We start from the raw sequence: 17,239 nt of genomic DNA, 5'->3' as shown, positions 1-17,239 counted from the left end.
ACCGTGCTTATTTAAGGATGATTATATAATCAACATGCAACATGCAACATACAGAGAAAGAAAAAGCGATCCAACTATGGATTTATAGTTTAGACAATTAAAGAGGTTACATTTCGAGCAACCTCCTTAATTTAGCTTTATATTAACCACAAATGCCTAAACTATTGCATTGTCCTATCTGTCCTGTTTGTAAGATAACACACGCCTCTCCTTCACCGTCATATGGGCAGAGTAAATGTGGGCCTGACCCACCACTAATAGATTTTTGCTCTTGTTTGCTCAAGGTTGAGCCTAAATTTGAAATGTTTTTTAACATAATAAAAAATTTTAATTATTAATTAAAAACGTGAACATTTAATGGCATTCACTATATATGCCAATTCCTTGTAAAGAAAATTTCATTACTATCTAAATATAGGCAAAATATTCTGAATCAATCAAAACAAGTTTAGAGGAAGAAGTGATGGAAATCAGAAAACTAAGTTTTGGTAAAAAAAATAAAACCTAATGAAGCTCCTAACGGATATGAGTGTGTGAGTCACATCAATTCAATTTTTCATTGGAGTTGTTGTCAAAGGAGATTTCTTTCAAACATGACAAATAATTCAGAAGTAAAAAGAGAACTAAAAGAAAATAAGAAGACAGAAACAAAATCCAAATTTAATTTAAACGATAAAAGAAAAAAATTACAGAAAAACTGTGCGGATACAAATAATATTTCCAACACTAGTAACTGGTACATGAGTCTTTAAAAAAGAATACAATTAGCTTCAAATATTGAGTTTACAGCCATATTTTCTATAAAATTATATTAATAATTAGGTCATGATAAAGTGCGTTAAACGCTTTGTTTCAGGCTTTAAATGGCATTCTAATCCAAAATAATAACGAACTATATCCCAGCCTTACTTTTTAGGTTTTTATTGAGACACCTTCCCTTTTTATTAAAAACCAGAGATTACCATACGCGACAAATATTCATGCTACATCTTAAAAAAATCAATAGTTTGGTCAAGCCTGCCAGTAATAACTACTTCATTTTCATATAATCACTTAAATTTGTATGCCTAGAGTGATAGGTAGACCTTTAAAACTGGCTTAATTGAAATCTCATTTTGCATACTGCATACAAAGCCGTATGCATACAACAGGAAATTAAATGATAGAAAAATTTATAGTGAATGTTCCTCAATCCAAACTCGATGATTTGGTGGAACGAATCAAAAATGTTAGATGGCCAGATGAAATCAAGAATTCTGAGTGGAAATTTGGAACGAGTCTATCCTATATGAAAGAATTAGCAGATTATTGGCAGGATGAATTTGATTGGAGAACAATAGAGAAACAAATAAATTCTTTTCCAAATTTTATCGCACATATCGATAAACATAAAATTCATTTTCTACATATCAAAAGTAAAAAGAAAAATTCCATTCCCATTATCATTACTCATGGATGGCCAGGATCATTTCTTGAAATGCTTAAAATTATACCGTATTTGACAGAATCAGAAGCGTTGTCTTTTGATGTGGTTGTGCCTTCAATAATCGGATTCGCTTTTTCAGAAAAACCGATAGAAAGCGGAAGTGACTATGCGTTTAATGCTACGTTATGGCACAAATTAATGCAAAAGTTAGGGTATGATAAATATGCACTGCAAGGGGGAGATATTGGTGCGGGTATTAGTATGAAAATTGCGCAAAACTACCCAGAAAATAGTATTGGATTACATTTAAATTATATATCCGATTCTTATGAGCCTTATTTTAAAGAAGGAGAGGGTAGGACTGCTAATACAATCGAATTTAGACAGTGTATAAATGAATGGAATAAGCAAGAAGGTGCTTATTCTACGATCCAAAGCACAAAGCCTTTATCATTAGCGTATGGGCTTAATGATTCACCAATTGGACTTTGTGGTTGGATAATTGAAAAATTTAATGCTTGGAGTGATAACAGTGGAGATATAGAAAATAGTTTTACAAAACAGGAATTATTGGCAAATGTGACGCTATATTGGTTAACACAAACCATACATTCGTCTATTAGAATGTATCACGAGATTAGCCTTAATCCAATGAAATTTGGAAAAGATGATTTTATCCATATTCCCGTAGGGTTTGCAAAATTTCCAATGGAAATTCCTATACCACCTAGAGATTATATTGAAAAAGGTTTAAATATAACGCATTGGACAGATATGCCCAAAGGTGGTCATTTTGCTGCATTGGAGCAGCCAGAATTGTTGGCAAATGATATCATAAGATTTTTCAAAAAACTGCAATAGATCGTTAAAAAAACCTCAATGATCACATACAGAGAATCATTGAGGTTCTTTAGCAACTAGTTGTATTTAAATTGACGAATAGATTACTGGTTTGAATTGGGAGTCCAAGTAGAAACTGCACTCACAGCCTCATCTGTATAATCTGTAAAGACACCATCTACGCCTGCATTAAAAAATAAATGATATTCTTCTTCGGGAGTAGTACTCCATTTTTTGTCCTCATTTCTAAAGGTATAGGGATGAACTTTCAATTTGTATTGATGTGCTAATGTCACAAAATTACTAGCAGGTAATAGGCTAAGGGTACCATCGGCCTCTTTTTTATACGAGATGATAAAAGGTTTCCATGGGCCAATACCATCAGCGTAGGATGCTGTAAAACGCATACCTTCTTCGGTAGTAAAAAATTCATAAGTTCTGGTATCTCCATTTTCAAAAAAATCGTAAGGAGCTGCATACGAAATGAACTCACCATTGGGCACTGCAAAATTCAAACTACCATCATCCTTAATACCATACGTAGATATTAATTGCACTAATTTTACAGAAGATTTTTTATTGATATATTGTAAAGGGGCAACCTCAAAGCACTGTACAAAAACTGGAGCCTTTTCACTGTTCAAATCTGCAGTTTCTAGGGCAGACAAAAGTGCATCTTCGATCGATAAGTTTAATTGCTTATGAAAATAAGGATGTTTCATCTCGGGATATAGTCCAACTGGATTACCATTTTTTGTTACGTTAGTTTTAGCCAAGGCTATAATTTCTTCTAACGTTGGTATTTCAAATTGACCATCAAATTGATCAGATCGATCTGATCGTGCTTGTTTAGCTCGTAATTTTTTAATTTCATCTAAAGTAAAATCCGAAGCAAACCAATCAGTTATTTCTTTTCCGTCTAGTATTTTGGTTGTTTTAAGATGTGCGAATTCTGGTATTTCTGCAACATTTGTGGTTCCCGACATAAAAGGTTCGTGTCTAGCGATCAAAACGCTATCCTTGGTCATTACCAAATCAGGCTCTATATAATCTGCACCCAATGCTATTGCTTTTTCGTAAGCCTTTATTGTATGTTCAGGGTAAATAGACTGAGCTCCGCGATGGGCAATAATCAAAGGTTTTGCAAGATTTACAGGTGGATTCTCCTCGGTAGTATCGTCTGCAATATTGCATGCATTGAATGCCAGTAAGGCAGTTGATAATAAAATGGTCGTTGTAGTTTTAAGAGTCATCATGGTTTTAATTTTTTGTAAAAAAACAAAACGTAAATTACGCTATCTTGGCTGTAAGGTTATCTTTTTGTAAACAATAAATGATTCTTTAAACTGTAGATTTTTTGCTTTGAGTTGTTGCATAGATAAGTTAAGACAGATATAGTGGTGTTTTACTAACATCCTGTTTGCGGTTATGTAAAAGTAGATTGTCAGATTCCATTTTTATTCCCTAAATTAGATACTCGTATAGAGTAAATATTCTGTACTTATATTATAAAAACACACATTTCAAACATAATTTAAAATGAAAAAAGGCTTACGATTCACCCGTTTGTTACTAATATTAGTAGCATGGTATTCGCAAATCAGCGCACAAAACGTTACAGACACTAGACTACTTCATTCACCTACTATAAGTACAGAGAACATTGCATTTATTTATGCAGAAGATCTGTGGATAGCAAAGAGAGATGGAACTAATCCGCGTCGATTAACTGTTGATGAAGGGGTTGAATCCAATCCAGTATTTTCACCAGATGGCTCTCATATAGCATTTAGTGCGCAATATGATGGCAATACAGATGTATTTATAATACCGTCGCTTGGTGGAGTTCCCAAGCGACTAACTTGGCATCCGTCTCAAGATATAGTGCGAGACTTTACTCCAGATGGTAAAAAAGTGCTTTTTAATTCGCAACGGTCCAATTATACCAATCGTCATGCAAAATTATATACGGTAGATATAGCAGGAGGGCAACCTCTAGAGCTTCCATTACCCACTGCGTTTAGCGCATCATTATCAGCAGATGGGCAGTACATAGCATACAATCCAACCTATGAAGTATTTAATCAGTGGAAAAATTATCGCGGAGGCACACAAGCAAGAATATGGATCTACAATAAGCAGAGTCAAGAAGTTGTCGAGGTACCTAAACCAACATCGGGAGGCAATGATGCGAGTCCACAATGGTTAGGGCAAAAGGTATATTTTAAAAGTGATCGTAATGGTGAGTTTAATCTCTATGCTTATGATACGCAAACCAAAGAGATAAGTCAGCTTACCAAGTACACCGATTTCCCAGTCCTTAACCTGTCTACTAATGGTAGTAGCCTAATTTATGAACAAGCAGGGTACCTTCACCTATTTGATCCCAAAACTAATCAAAGTAAAAAGATCACGGTAGGCATAGCGACCGATTTACTCGAGATGAGAAGCCGTTATGTATCGGGTGCCAATTATGTGCGCAGTGCAACTATTTCACCCACTGGTGCCAGAGCAGTTTTTGATTTTAGAGGAGAGATTGTAACTGTTCCTGCAGAGAAAGGTGAAGTAGATAATCTTACCCAAACTCCAGAAGTGCACGAAAAGTATCCAGCCTGGTCGCCAGATGGTAACTTAATCGCATATTTTTCGGATGCAGGTGGCGAGTATGCCTTGCATCTCAAATCTGTAAAAGAAGGTGGTGTTACATCTATTCCTCTCTCGGGAACAGGGTTTTATGCCTATATCCATTGGTCACCTAATAGTCAAAAACTGTGTTTTGTAGATAACGGGCGTAATTTATATGTTACCGATATTTCTACTAAAAAAGTTACTAAAATAGCCAACGATGTACTGTATCAACCAGGGGCTTTTAGAGAGCTATTTGGATCTTGGTCTCATGATTCTAACTGGGTATCGTATACTCTAGTTACCGAAACAAATTTTGAACAAGCATTTGTGTATTCGATTGGTCAAAATAAATCCTATGCAATTTCTGATGGGCTATCCAATGTATCAGAACCTATTTTTGATCCTAGCGGAAAATATCTTTACATGACAGCTTCAACCGATGCAGGACCTGTAGTCAATTGGTTTGATCAATCCAATCAGGATATGGAAATAAGCAATACGATCTACTTAGTTACTTTACAAAAAGAACTTACTTCTCCTTTAGCCAAACAGAATGATGTAGAACAAATTGCAGTTAAAAAACCTGAGGCATCTTCTATCAAGAAAGAGGCTAATAAAGATGATAATAAGAAGGATCATCAACCGCTACGTATTGATTGGGAAGGTATTCAAAACAGAATTATTAATTTACCCATTCCCAAAGGAATGTATAGTAACCTGCAAAGTGCCGAAGAAGGAAAAATAATGTATCTATCTAAAAAGGCACATAGTAACTTTTCTGAGCCTCAATCTGTGATGCTTTTTGATTTGGAAGAGAGAGAAGAAGAAGAAATCATGCAGGCCGATAGTTTTAAAATTTCGGCAGATGGGAAGAAGATGATTTTTAAGAAAGGTGAATCTTGGGGAATTACTGAAGTAGGTAAAAAACCAGAAAAAGAGCATTTGGCTATCAAAAGTATCAATATAAAGATAGAACCGGTAAAGGAGTGGATAAACATTTTTAACGAAACTTGGCGGGTGAACAGGGATTATTTTTATGACCCAGGAATGCATGGACTTGATTGGAAGGCTACCAAAGAAAAATACAAAGGTTTCTTATCAGATGTCGTATGTCGTAGTGATCTATATCGTGTGATGCAATGGATGTGTAGTGAATTAGCAGTAGGACATCATCGTTTTCAAGATCGTGGCGATCGAATGCGAACTCCAGAACGGGTTACTATTGGATTATTGGGTGCAGACTATAAAGTGGCTAATAACCGGTATCAATTTGAAAAGATTTATGGCGGACTTAATTGGACTCCAGATCTGCGATCTCCTTTAACCGAACCTGGAGTTAATATAAAAGAAGGAGAATATCTAATCGCTGTAAATGGAATGTCAATTACTGCTGATCAGAATTTCTTTAGCTTTTTTGAAGATAAAGCGAATAAGATCATTAGCTTAAAGGTGGGATCAGATCCAAGTGGTAAAGACGCACGAGAGGTAAAAGTAGTACCCTTGGCAAACGAAATCGCCCTGAGAAACAGGGATTGGATTGAGGGGAACATCAAAAAAGTAGATGAAGCAACCAACGGACAAGTAGCTTATGTGTACGTACCTAATACGGCCGATGCAGGACACGAATATTTTAAACGCTATTTCTTTCCTCAGGTTAATAAAAAAGCAGTTATCATTGATGAGCGTCATAATGGTGGTGGGCAACTAGCAGATTATTATATTGATATCTTGAAAAAGCCGTATCAATCACATTGGAATTTTAGGTATGGGAAGGATCTTAAAGCACCAAGTGGATCTATACAAGGCCCCAAAGTTATGCTCATTGACGAAACTGCTGGCTCGGGAGGTGATTATTTACCATGGATGTTTAAAAAATACGGTCTCGGTAAAGTTATCGGGAAAACCACTTGGGGTGGCTTAGTTGGGATTCTCGGCTATCCCGAATTTATAGACGGCGGCAGTGTGACAGCACCTAATGTTGCTTTTTACAACGAGGATGGTTTTAGAATTGAAAACGAAGGAGTAGCACCAGACATCGAAGTAGAACAGTGGCCCAAAGAAGTTAGTGAAGGTAAAGATCCTCAACTCTTAAAAGCAATTGATGTCGTTCTAAAAGAATTAAAAGAAAATCCAACTGTATATCCACAACGACCAGCCTATCCAGTGCGAATACATACCGCTAATTAGAACATCAACATTACTACAATAGAACACCTCTTAGGCAAGTGTAAAATAGAATTTAACAAGTAAATTATCGATTAATAAAAACCAACGTTATAGATCATGAAATACGTAAATGCTTATATTCACATTAGTATAGTCTTTTTAACCATAGTAACTAGTAACATTCTTACCGCTCAAAATCGAAAAGAAGTAGGAAATATGATTCTTGAGAATGTACCTGAAATTCCGTCAGATATTACCTCTAGAATACAGCAATATCAAAATACGAGATATGCGTCATTTGTCGATTGGCTGCCAAATGACAACGGTATGATGATAGCAACTCAATTTGGGAACACGCGACAACTCCATACTGTTAATACAGCTGGTGGATCCAGAAATCAAATTACATTTTTTGATGAACCTGTGAGCAACGGTTCTTTTAGCCCTTCTTCGGCACATAACGGGTTTCTTTTCACAAAAGACATGGGGGGTAATGAATTCTCTCAATTGTATTGGTATGATATGAATAAACGAACTTATGAAATGATAAGCGATGGTACTTCTCTCAATTTTGGTGTACGCTGGTCTAATCGTGGTGATACGTTTGCTTTTACTTCTTCACGAAGAAATAATAAAGATTTTGATATTTATATTTCGGATATGAAATCTCCCAAAACAGCTACGCTCACAATTGATCGTGGCAATGGGTATTGGACAGTTTCAGACTGGTCTCCAGATGACAGTAAACTTCTTGTTACACAGTTTTTATCCAGTACCAAGTCTAATTCGTATATCTACGATATAACTACAAAAGAACTAACTCAGATCAATGATGATACAAAAGAAGCGGTTTTTCTAGCAAAGTTTTGGGATAAATCGGGTAAAAAGATTTATGCCATTACAAGTCAAGGTAAAGAGTTTAACATGCTAGTTGCGTATGATATTGAGACCAAAAAATTAACCTACGTTACCGACAAAATAGCTTGGAATATAGATGATGTTACCTTGAATTCATCTAGAGATATGGCGGCGTTTACAGTAAATGAGAACGGTTATAGTCGCTTATATCTATTAAATTTGGAGTCTAATAGTTATGAGAAAATTTCTAATTTACCTTTGGGGCAAATCGACTCCTTCAAATTTCATCCAACCAATAATTTATTAGCAATGTCATCTAGAACGGCAAAAACACCGGGAGATGTCTATGTTTTTGATCCAAAAACAAAGACATCCAAACGATGGACAACAAGTGAGGTTGGTGGTTTGGATACCAGTTCTTTTCCAGAACCAGAATTAATTACCTGTCCTACCTATGACGAGGTAGCAGGAAAAAAGCGTATGATACCTGCATTTGTCTATAAACCCAAGAATGTAAAAGGTCCACTGCCAGTGGTCATAGCCATACACGGAGGCCCAGAAGGACAATTTACTCCATCCTTTTCTTCATTTTTCACTTTCTTAACCAATGAAATGGGAATTGCCATAATAGCTCCCAATGTTCGTGGTTCGGCTGGTTATGGTAAAACTTTTTTAAAACTTGATAATGGATTTAAAAGAGAGGACTCCGTCAAGGATATAGGTAAATTAATAGAATGGATAGAAAAAACACCCGAGTATGATAGTACTAAAATTGCGGTTTATGGCGGCTCATATGGAGGTTATATGGTATTGTCATCGATGTACAATTTTGGGGATAAACTTAAATGCGGAATTGACGTTGTAGGAATAAGTAATTTTGTTACTTTTCTTGAAAATACAGAATCTTACAGAAGGGATTTAAGGAGATCCGAATATGGCGATGAGCGCGATCCTAAGATGAGAGCATATTTATCATCCATCTCTCCAAACAACCATGTGGATAAAATAACGAAACCTCTATTTATAATTCAGGGAGCTAATGATCCAAGAGTTCCTGCAAGTGAATCAGAACAGATGGTTACATCTATACGCGAAAACAAAGGTAAGGTTTGGTATATGTTGGCTAAGGACGAGGGGCATGGTTTTAGAAAAAAAGTGAACAGAGATCGAATGACAGAGGCCATGGCTATGTTTTTACAAAAAAACCTTTTAGAGGACTGATATAGCTACAAGTTTTTAAAGGTAAGACAGCACCTGTTATATTCAATACATAACAGGTGCTGTGTTTTTGATAAGCTACGTGGTATAGGAGCACCTAGTTTAAGAAAAGCATCGCGTAGCGTATTTTTGCTATTAGCAATTCACTGTGTACTAAGAGAAAAACGTTTTTGGCTCGGTTTTGGTTTGAGTTACAAGTAGTATCAAAGAATAGCTGTAGCTTCGTATTTGGTATACGTCTTGTTTAACCTGACCTTTGATGTGTTTCAGTAAACATTACTAACTTATTTTGGTAACTGTATACAATACACATGAGGTTCTTAAATCACCAAACTTTATGAAATTCTATGCATCCCAATTTATAAAAATAGTTCTCTTATTCGTAGTTATTTCATTGCTATCGCATCGTGGTTGTGCTCAAGGTATTCCCACCCTCAATGGTACAGATGCTTCATCATATCCGATTGTATTGAGTGAACTGCATATCGAAGTTTTTGTAGTAGCCAATATAGCAACCACTACGATGAAGATGAATTTTTATAATCCTAATAATCGGGTGATGGAGGGAGAGTTCAACTTTCCTTTGTCTAATGGAGTAACGATTTCACGATTTGCATTAGATGTTAATGGTGAGATGAGAGAAGGGGTTGTAGTTGATAAGGATAAAGCTGTCCAAGCATTTGAAGCTGTGACCAGACGCAATGTGGATCCAGGTATTGCCGAGGTTACCAAGGGAAATAACTTTAAGGCAAGAGTTTATCCAATTCTGCCCAACGGATATAAAAAAGCGATCATTGCCTTTGAGCAAGAGATTCATGGAGATGCAGAAAACTATTTATACCAATTGCCTCTAGCCATTAAAAATAAACTAAAAAAGTTTTCGGTTAGCGTTGAGGTTGTCATGAACAAACCTAAAATTGTTACGAGTAAATATCCAACGGTTACTTTAGAATTTACAGAGGCTCAAAACTCCTATATCAGTAAGTACCAAGCAACCGATACCACTTTGGATAGTCGTATTGCTTTTGCTATTCCTAAACCTACGCAAATTCAAAAAGCATTGACTTATAAAGGCTCTGTGACATCAGACAACTATTTTTATACACATCTAGCTGTACGTCCAGAGCAACGCAACAAACGTCTTCCTAAAAAGATTACGCTGATTTGGGATGTTTCGTCATCGGCAATCCACAGAGATGTAACTAAGGAGATAGAGATTCTTAGCGCCTATTTGAACTGGATGGGTGGGGGCGAAGTTGAGTTATTTACACTTTCTAACACAATTCATACCACCAAAACCTACCAAAACACGCAGGCTCAGAGAGCAAAACTGATTAGTGATTTGCGATCAGTACATTATGATGGTGCGACAAACCTTTATGCCATAGATTTTTCTAAGGTACAATCAGATGAGGTAGTCATTTTTTCAGACGGTATTTCGAACTTTGGAGAAGAGAAAACCATGAAATTTGCGGCGCCAGTCCTAGCTATCAACACCTCCAATATAGCCGATCATACTATGTTGACGTATATAGCTACACAATCAAAGGGTGAGTATATTAACGCTTTTGATAGCTCTGTAGCCAAGGCTATTGATATAGCTACCCATCATCAAAAACAATTTATTAAAGCTGATTTTGATACTGAAAAAATAAAAGAGGTATATCCTACCATTGGGACAAAAGTTACCGATCATTTTGGCCTATCTGGTAAAATTGAAGGACAGAAATCTGAGATAACCTTACATTTTGGTTTTGGACAAGAAATCACCGAATCAATACAAATACCAATTGATAACGCGCAGGGAATTAAGCATACGTTGGGAGAACGTTTATGGGCGCAAAAAAAGCTTCAAACATTATTCCTAACCAACGATGTTGATGCAATCAAATCACATGGTAAAAAATTTAATTTGGTTACGCCCAATACATCCCTTATTGTTTTGGATGCAATCGAAGATTATATACAGTATGAAATTGTTCCTCCTGCCTCTTTACAAAATGAATATTTTACTCGTCTTAGTGCACGGGATCAAAAAAACCTTTTGGGTAAAGAAGAAAGAATTGCACGTTTGTGTAAAGACTATGAGGCAGATTACTCATGGTGGCAACATGTGAAACATGCTCCTATGGTTACAAAAGCCAATAAAAGTATGGTAAATACTGCTGCAGCTCCTTTACCGCCAACAGATATACAGCGTATGGCAACTATGCAGGATGAACAAGAATTAGAGGAGGTTATTATGATGAATGAGACTGATTTTGAGGATAATGTTTCAAAAAAAGCTGAGGAGCAAAACAATACGTCCCAAAAAACAACGGCTATTAAGATAACACAATGGGATAGCAATGCTACCTATATCAACGCTCTCAAATCTGTGGATCGCCCCGATATGTATGCTACCTATTTAACCTTAAAAAAGGACAATCTAGAGAATCCATCGTTCTATTTTGATGTGGCTACGTATATGTTTCAGAAATCCCTTAGAGCAGAGGGATTGCGTGTTATTTCAAATCTTGCCGAATTACAATTGCATAATGCAGAGGTGCTAAGAACTTTGGGAAGAAAATTATACGAATTTAAATTTTATAACGAGGCAATTGCTGTGTTTAAAGAGGTTTTACAAAGCCGATCTTTTGAACCTCACTCTTATATTGATTTGGGATTGACTTATGCCGAAAAAGGAGCCTATCAAAAAGCAATTACTACTTTATATACTGTTATCGATAAAGTATGGGATACCGATATCATCTCAAGATTTAGCGATATAGAACGCATAGTTTTACATGATATAAATGCAATTATAGCCAAGCATGGTAAGCAACTGGATGCATCGTTTATAGCTTCTTGTTTTATACAGCCTATGCCAGTAGATATGCGTGTCGTTATTGATTGGGATGCCAATGATACCGATATAGACCTATGGATTACAGATCCTACAAACGAAAAGTGTAGTTATAGCAACAAAAACACCCGAATAGGGGGTAGGATCTCTAACGATATTACTCAAGGATATGGTCCAGAGGAGTTTAGACTTAAAAATTCAATTGAAGGTAACTATGTGATCGAGGCAAAATTTTTTGGAACAAGCAAACAAACGGTATTGGGTGTGGTTACGGTAAGAGCAGTAGTCTATACAAATTTTGGAACAAAAAAAGAACGTAAAGAGGTACTCACCCTACAATTAGAACCTCAAAAGGGAGGAGCGTATACGATAGGTGTTATTACGGTCGACAAATAAGAGTAGGATTGTAGCTGTGTTGTGTAATGTATAAAATAGTAGAGAATTCACATTTGCTTACTATTTTATACATTAGCTGTATAAACGTATAGTAGCTATCTATAGCATGCATCCCTTACAAAAATAAAATGTTACCTATCTTATTTATTTAGGCTTATGAAATTATCTAAATATTTGGCCAATCGACTCACAGAAGTGCTTACAGAAGGTACCTGGGTTAGCGGTACAAATTTTAAATCACAAATTATAGCGCTGGATTGGCACCTAGCCAAACAACAAGTAGCAGATCTTAATACGATTGCCGATATAACATACCACGTACATTATTACATTGCAGGTGTTTTACAGGTATTACAGGGCGGACCTCTAGAGATACGTGATGCTTTTAGCTTTGATGCTCCCCCAATTACATCGGCTCACGACTGGGATACCTTGGTGCTACAATTTTGTAAAGATTCAGACACCTTTATTAACGAGGTCAGGTCGATGACCGACACACAATTGCACAGTGACTTTATCGATAAAAAGTATGGTAATTATCATCGCAATATTGATGTGTTAATAGAGCATACATACTATCATCTAGGACAAGTAGTACTCGTTAAAAAACTAGTACAACGCAAGGCACTCTAAGGAGCTACACATACCGGTGTATACGTACAGTTTGCTCTATCATTACCACGATTTTTTTAGAGATAACTCCTAGGGTAGGGTATTGTGATACCATGCTCTTTTTATGCAAATACTTTGTTTTCATCGTTTTACCAGTCCTGTCGTGTAATTGTCAGGTAATTGTCGGGACGTTTTAAGGTATTATAAACGTTATTTTTTGGACTATTGTACACTAATAAAAGTAACATCGATCAAAACAATAACCATGAGACACTACACCTTATTTTTTACTAGCGCGCTACTTATTATTTCAACGTTTTGTACTGCACAAGTGGCAAAAGATTCTGAGCTTTTTGTACAGTTAAAAAAGATAGATAGTATATTTTTTGAAGAAGGGTTTAATGCCTGCAATTTTGAAGTATTAGAGACGTATATACCCAAAGATTTTGAATTTTATCACGACCAAGGAGGCATACAAAACCGAGCGCAATTTTTGAAAGCTTTTAAAGACAATATTTGTACAAATACGCAAAAGAAACCCATTCGTAAAGTAGTTCAAGAGAGCTTAGAAGTCTATCCATTATATGATAATGGAAAACGGTACGGAGCTATACAAAAAGGAATTCATCAGTTTTATATTAAAGAACCAGGCAAAGAACTATACCTAACCAATATCGCTAAGTTTACATCGGTCTGGATACTTGTAGACGGGAATTGGAAATTGTCTAGAGTTTTAAGTTATGATCACCAAGAGCCAAACAAGGACTATGGTCAAAAATTCGATGCAAATTGGCCTGTACCATTATTTGATACCGATGCTAAGATCTTAAAACTGCTCAAGCAACACAAAATTCCATCAATCTCGATCGGCTATATAAATGATGGCGTTTTACAGCAGTTGCGAACCTTTGGAGTTCAAAAAGAAGGAGTACCAGTAGCGTCTCAAAGTATTTATAAAGTAGCCTCATTAACCAAACCCATTGTAGCTTTGGTAGTGCTTAAGTTAATCGATGCAGGGCAATGGAGTCTCGATGAACCCATCTCAAAATATTTTATAGATGGTTCGCTCAAACATAGTGAATATGTGGATAAAGTCACTACGCGCCACATACTATCACATCAATCAGGGTTTCCAAACTGGCGGTATTTGACAGTAGATAAAAAATTATCGTTTCAGTTTGAGCCGGGTACCAGATGGCACTATTCTGGAGAAGGATTTGAATATCTTCGGAAAGCGATTGAGAAAAAATTAAAGCGTCCTTTTGAGAACATTGCACGCGAAACGCTATTTGAACCCCTTGGAATGCGTAACACGTATTTTAATTGGAATGGAACAATTGATGAACAGCTATATGCGGTGGAGCATGATGAACATGGTGATCCTATACCTTTTAAAAAATATACAAATACCAATGCAGCAGCAAATTTGATGACGACGGTCGAGGATTATGCGACGTTTATGATACATATACTTAATGGAGCAGGGATTTCTAAGAAGTTGTATTCCGAATTTTTAAAACCGCAATCACATCAAAAAAAGGGCATTGATTGGGGTTTAGGGATGCAGTTATTATCCAATTTACCCGATGGGGATCTTGCATTTATGCATACGGGTGGAGATTATGGGACCAAAACAATAGCAATTGGTTTAAAGAATAGTAGACGGGGATTGATACTATTTTCAAATTCGGAAAATGGAATAGCGGTTTGGCAAAAAATTATTACCGAATATTTTGGAGCTGTGGGCATGGAGATAGTAAAACGCAATGTAGAATAGTGTTATAAAATATTGACCTGATTGAAGTTAACTCGTGTTACATCGGTTGCGGACGGTTTCGTTCTGTTTCAGAGGGCGTTGCATCGGTTGCGGACGGTTTCGTTCTGTTTCAGAGGGCGTTGCATCGGTTGCGGACGATTTCGTTCTATTTCAGAGGGCGTTACATCGGTTTCGGACGATTTCGTTCTGTTTCAGAGGGCGTTGCATCGGTTGCGGACGGTTTCGTTCTATTTCAGAGGGCGATACATCGGTTGCGGACGGTTTCGTTCTATTTCAGAGGGCGATACATCGGTTGCGGACGGTTTCGTTCTATTTCAGAGGGCATTGCATCGGTTGCGGACGGTTTCGTTCTGTTTCAGAGGGCGATACATCGGTTGCGGACGGTTTCGTTCTGTTTCAGAGGGCGTTACATCGGTTGCGGACGGTTTCGTTCTTTTTCAGAGGGCGATACATCGGTTGCGGACGGTTTCGTTCTGTTTCAGAGGGCGTTGCATCGGTTGCGGACGATTTCGTTCTGTTTCAGAGGGCGTTGCATCGGTTGCGGATGGTTTCGTTCTGTTTCAGAGAGCGTTGCATCAGTTGCTGATGGTTTCGTTCTCTTTCAGAGGGTGTTGCATCGGTTGCAGACGTCCTTTAAAGCATTAGCGTAAAAGATAAAGAGATAGCCGTGACTACAAGGAATTCACTTAAACCAAAAAACATTTGTACAATGCTACCTACCCAATTTGGTAAAAGGAGTGAGATAGTTGGTCTGTTTAATTATATGGAATGGATATAAGATTACTTTTTGCCAAGGTTTTGTAAGATTAGACTTTTTTGATTCTTTTTAGGTCAATGCAAATAAGAATATAGATCTTTTATATACTCAGAAATAAATAAAATCTGTAGTTTAGTACTAATAAAACCCACTACCAACCCCACTTAATAACTTTAGGGTAGTACTTGTAAAAGAGAAATAGTTACCAAGGTGTTTATATAACATTGTTGTAGTACATTAAAAGCCAACAAAAATCGAGATAACAGATAATTTTATAGCAGAAGAAATAGAAGTCGAAAAGCATGAAATTTTTCTGACTGAATTGCAGAATGTTTCTGAATTAAGAAACCCTGACTTTTCGATAATAATTTTTGGACAAGGAAGTCAAACTCGTGGTTTTTATAGAAACTTAAGAAATGACTCTGACATAGAATTATTTTGGACAGGTTGGTCAGGACCAAAATGGATGAAAATTATTAGTTTCATTCCAGGTCAAGCGGGAATTTTGGAATTAAAAAACATTGACCGTTTAAAAGAAATTTATGAAAATGTTGGAGCATTGTCTTATTGCGGACTTTACTACTTGCCGAAAATTAAAGCGACTGAATTGATAAAAACTGTAAAATCAAATTATTGGGAATTTCAGGGCCAAAGTAGAATTGTAGAAATCTTAAAAGGAGAATCTGATTTTTTTACTCTGAATACTGATTTTGATTATCACGGAGAAGAAAGAGACGGAGAAATATTTCACATTGATGTGAATTTTGGCGACAAACTGAACGAAAATATTAAACGAACACTAATAAAATTAACTTAATAAAAAACGCACTACAACAATGGCTAAAAAATCATAGCAACCCTTCGGGACAGCAACGCTTTTTAGCCGGAACGTTATGCATAATTGAAATCATTATCCGTCATAATTAAAAACTTGATATGTTAGACAAAGAAAAAAAGATATATAACTTAGGATATATAAATGGTTTACTATCTAGTATTGCTAGAATAAATGATAAAACTAATCACGGCTATGATTTTAGATTGACAAAATTTGAGAAAAATAACAAGTCTAAAGAAGAAATACTAAATAAAATATTTAATCCGATATGTGATTCTTTTGAACTTGAAAAAATAGGAAACCCAAAAGAGTTCCTAATCAATAATATTATTGAGTTTTGGTTCTTTGAATTCCAGAAAAAAAAATTTAGTAATATATCTTTAATTGATGCTAAAAATGATTTTTCTTTATCAGATGATGATTGGAAAAAAGAATGGGTAGAGGAATTCGTTAATTTGTTATTGTTCACAGTTTCTAGTAATAAAGTATTTAATTTAAAAGTTGGACAAACTAAGAATTTTTACGTTTGTTCTAGCTCTGAAATAATATTTGTAAATGACCAAGAGGTTTATCACTTACACCTTTCAGTAAGCGATTAATAATAAACAAAAGCAATGTCAAAAAAGAAACAGAAGTTTATAGCTAAACTTGAACTATTTTATCGAAATTATGGAAATGAATGGATATTGAACGAGATAATTCCTAATGAAGGATAATATGATTTCTATAAAAACTTATTAATTGAATTAGCAAGACAAAAGATTGTTGAAATATGTTCGAAACAAAAGACTTTTAAAATTATAGATTTACCTTCAAAATATTTGCCTTAAAATAAACTATGCACAACACGGTGTATAAAACATGGCTAATAAGTGCTA

The 17,239-nt window shown here is 35.9% G+C and carries 9 protein-coding genes; 8 read left to right on the top strand and 1 reads right to left on the bottom strand.

The window, feature by feature from the left end:
• The first annotated feature begins 1,159 nt into the window (after positions 1–1,159).
• Positions 1,160–2,287, top strand: coding sequence for an epoxide hydrolase family protein (locus ACE939_RS08465; RefSeq protein WP_378184822.1), 1,128 nt, complete (start codon positions 1,160–1,162; stop codon positions 2,285–2,287).
• Between the two features lie 83 nt (positions 2,288–2,370).
• Here the strand turns inward: ACE939_RS08465 and ACE939_RS08460 are convergent, their stop codons facing one another.
• Complete coding sequence (locus tag ACE939_RS08460) at positions 2,371–3,522, bottom strand: glycerophosphodiester phosphodiesterase (RefSeq protein WP_378184820.1); 1,152 nt, start codon at positions 3,520–3,522, stop codon at positions 2,371–2,373.
• Between the two features lie 283 nt (positions 3,523–3,805).
• Between ACE939_RS08460 and ACE939_RS08455 the strand changes: the two genes are divergently transcribed.
• The 7 genes from ACE939_RS08455 (at position 3,806) to ACE939_RS08425 (ending at position 16,960) form a co-directional block, all read left to right on the top strand.
• Positions 3,806–7,081, top strand: coding sequence for a PDZ domain-containing protein (locus ACE939_RS08455; protein ID WP_378184818.1), 3,276 nt, complete (start codon positions 3,806–3,808; stop codon positions 7,079–7,081).
• A gap of 96 nt (positions 7,082–7,177) precedes the next feature.
• Entirely contained in the window at positions 7,178–9,139 is a 1,962-nt protein-coding gene (locus ACE939_RS08450; RefSeq protein WP_378184816.1) for a S9 family peptidase, read from the top strand.
• A 334-nt stretch (positions 9,140–9,473) separates the two neighbouring features.
• The gene (locus tag ACE939_RS08445) at positions 9,474–12,377 is read left to right on the top strand and encodes a VIT domain-containing protein (RefSeq protein WP_378184814.1); all 2,904 of its coding nucleotides are present in this window, start codon (positions 9,474–9,476) and stop codon (positions 12,375–12,377) included.
• 156 nt (positions 12,378–12,533) lie between these two features.
• Positions 12,534–13,010, top strand: a complete 477-nt coding sequence (locus tag ACE939_RS08440) for a DUF1572 domain-containing protein (protein ID WP_378184812.1) — start codon at positions 12,534–12,536, stop codon at positions 13,008–13,010.
• A 244-nt stretch (positions 13,011–13,254) separates the two neighbouring features.
• Positions 13,255–14,766, top strand: a complete 1,512-nt coding sequence (locus ACE939_RS08435) for a serine hydrolase (RefSeq protein ID WP_378184810.1) — start codon at positions 13,255–13,257, stop codon at positions 14,764–14,766.
• 1,079 nt (positions 14,767–15,845) lie between these two features.
• Entirely contained in the window at positions 15,846–16,340 is a 495-nt protein-coding gene (locus ACE939_RS08430) for a hypothetical protein (RefSeq protein WP_378184808.1), read from the top strand.
• A 119-nt stretch (positions 16,341–16,459) separates the two neighbouring features.
• The gene (locus tag ACE939_RS08425; RefSeq protein WP_378184806.1) at positions 16,460–16,960 is read left to right on the top strand and encodes a hypothetical protein; all 501 of its coding nucleotides are present in this window, start codon (positions 16,460–16,462) and stop codon (positions 16,958–16,960) included.
• Positions 16,961–17,239: the final 279 nt, after the last annotated feature.

Origin of the sequence: Aquimarina rhodophyticola, assembly GCF_042434915.1 — a bacterium.
Classification (GTDB): Bacteria; Bacteroidota; Bacteroidia; order Flavobacteriales; family Flavobacteriaceae; genus Aquimarina.
This window is presented reverse-complemented; position numbering and strand designations above follow the sequence as displayed.

Excerpts from the sequence above, each read along its gene's own strand:
- ACE939_RS08465 (WP_378184822.1), top strand. The coding sequence starts at position 1,160 with ATGATAGAAAAATTTATAGTGAATGTTCCTCAATCCAAACTCGATGAT.
- ACE939_RS08460 (WP_378184820.1), bottom strand. The coding sequence starts at position 3,522 with ATGATGACTCTTAAAACTACAACGACCATTTTATTATCAACTGCCTTA.
- ACE939_RS08455 (WP_378184818.1), top strand. The coding sequence starts at position 3,806 with ATGAAAAAAGGCTTACGATTCACCCGTTTGTTACTAATATTAGTAGCA.
- ACE939_RS08450 (WP_378184816.1), top strand. The coding sequence starts at position 7,178 with ATGAAATACGTAAATGCTTATATTCACATTAGTATAGTCTTTTTAACC.
- ACE939_RS08445 (WP_378184814.1), top strand. The coding sequence starts at position 9,474 with ATGAAATTCTATGCATCCCAATTTATAAAAATAGTTCTCTTATTCGTA.
- ACE939_RS08440 (WP_378184812.1), top strand. The coding sequence starts at position 12,534 with ATGAAATTATCTAAATATTTGGCCAATCGACTCACAGAAGTGCTTACA.
- ACE939_RS08435 (WP_378184810.1), top strand. The coding sequence starts at position 13,255 with ATGAGACACTACACCTTATTTTTTACTAGCGCGCTACTTATTATTTCA.
- ACE939_RS08425 (WP_378184806.1), top strand. The coding sequence starts at position 16,460 with ATGTTAGACAAAGAAAAAAAGATATATAACTTAGGATATATAAATGGT.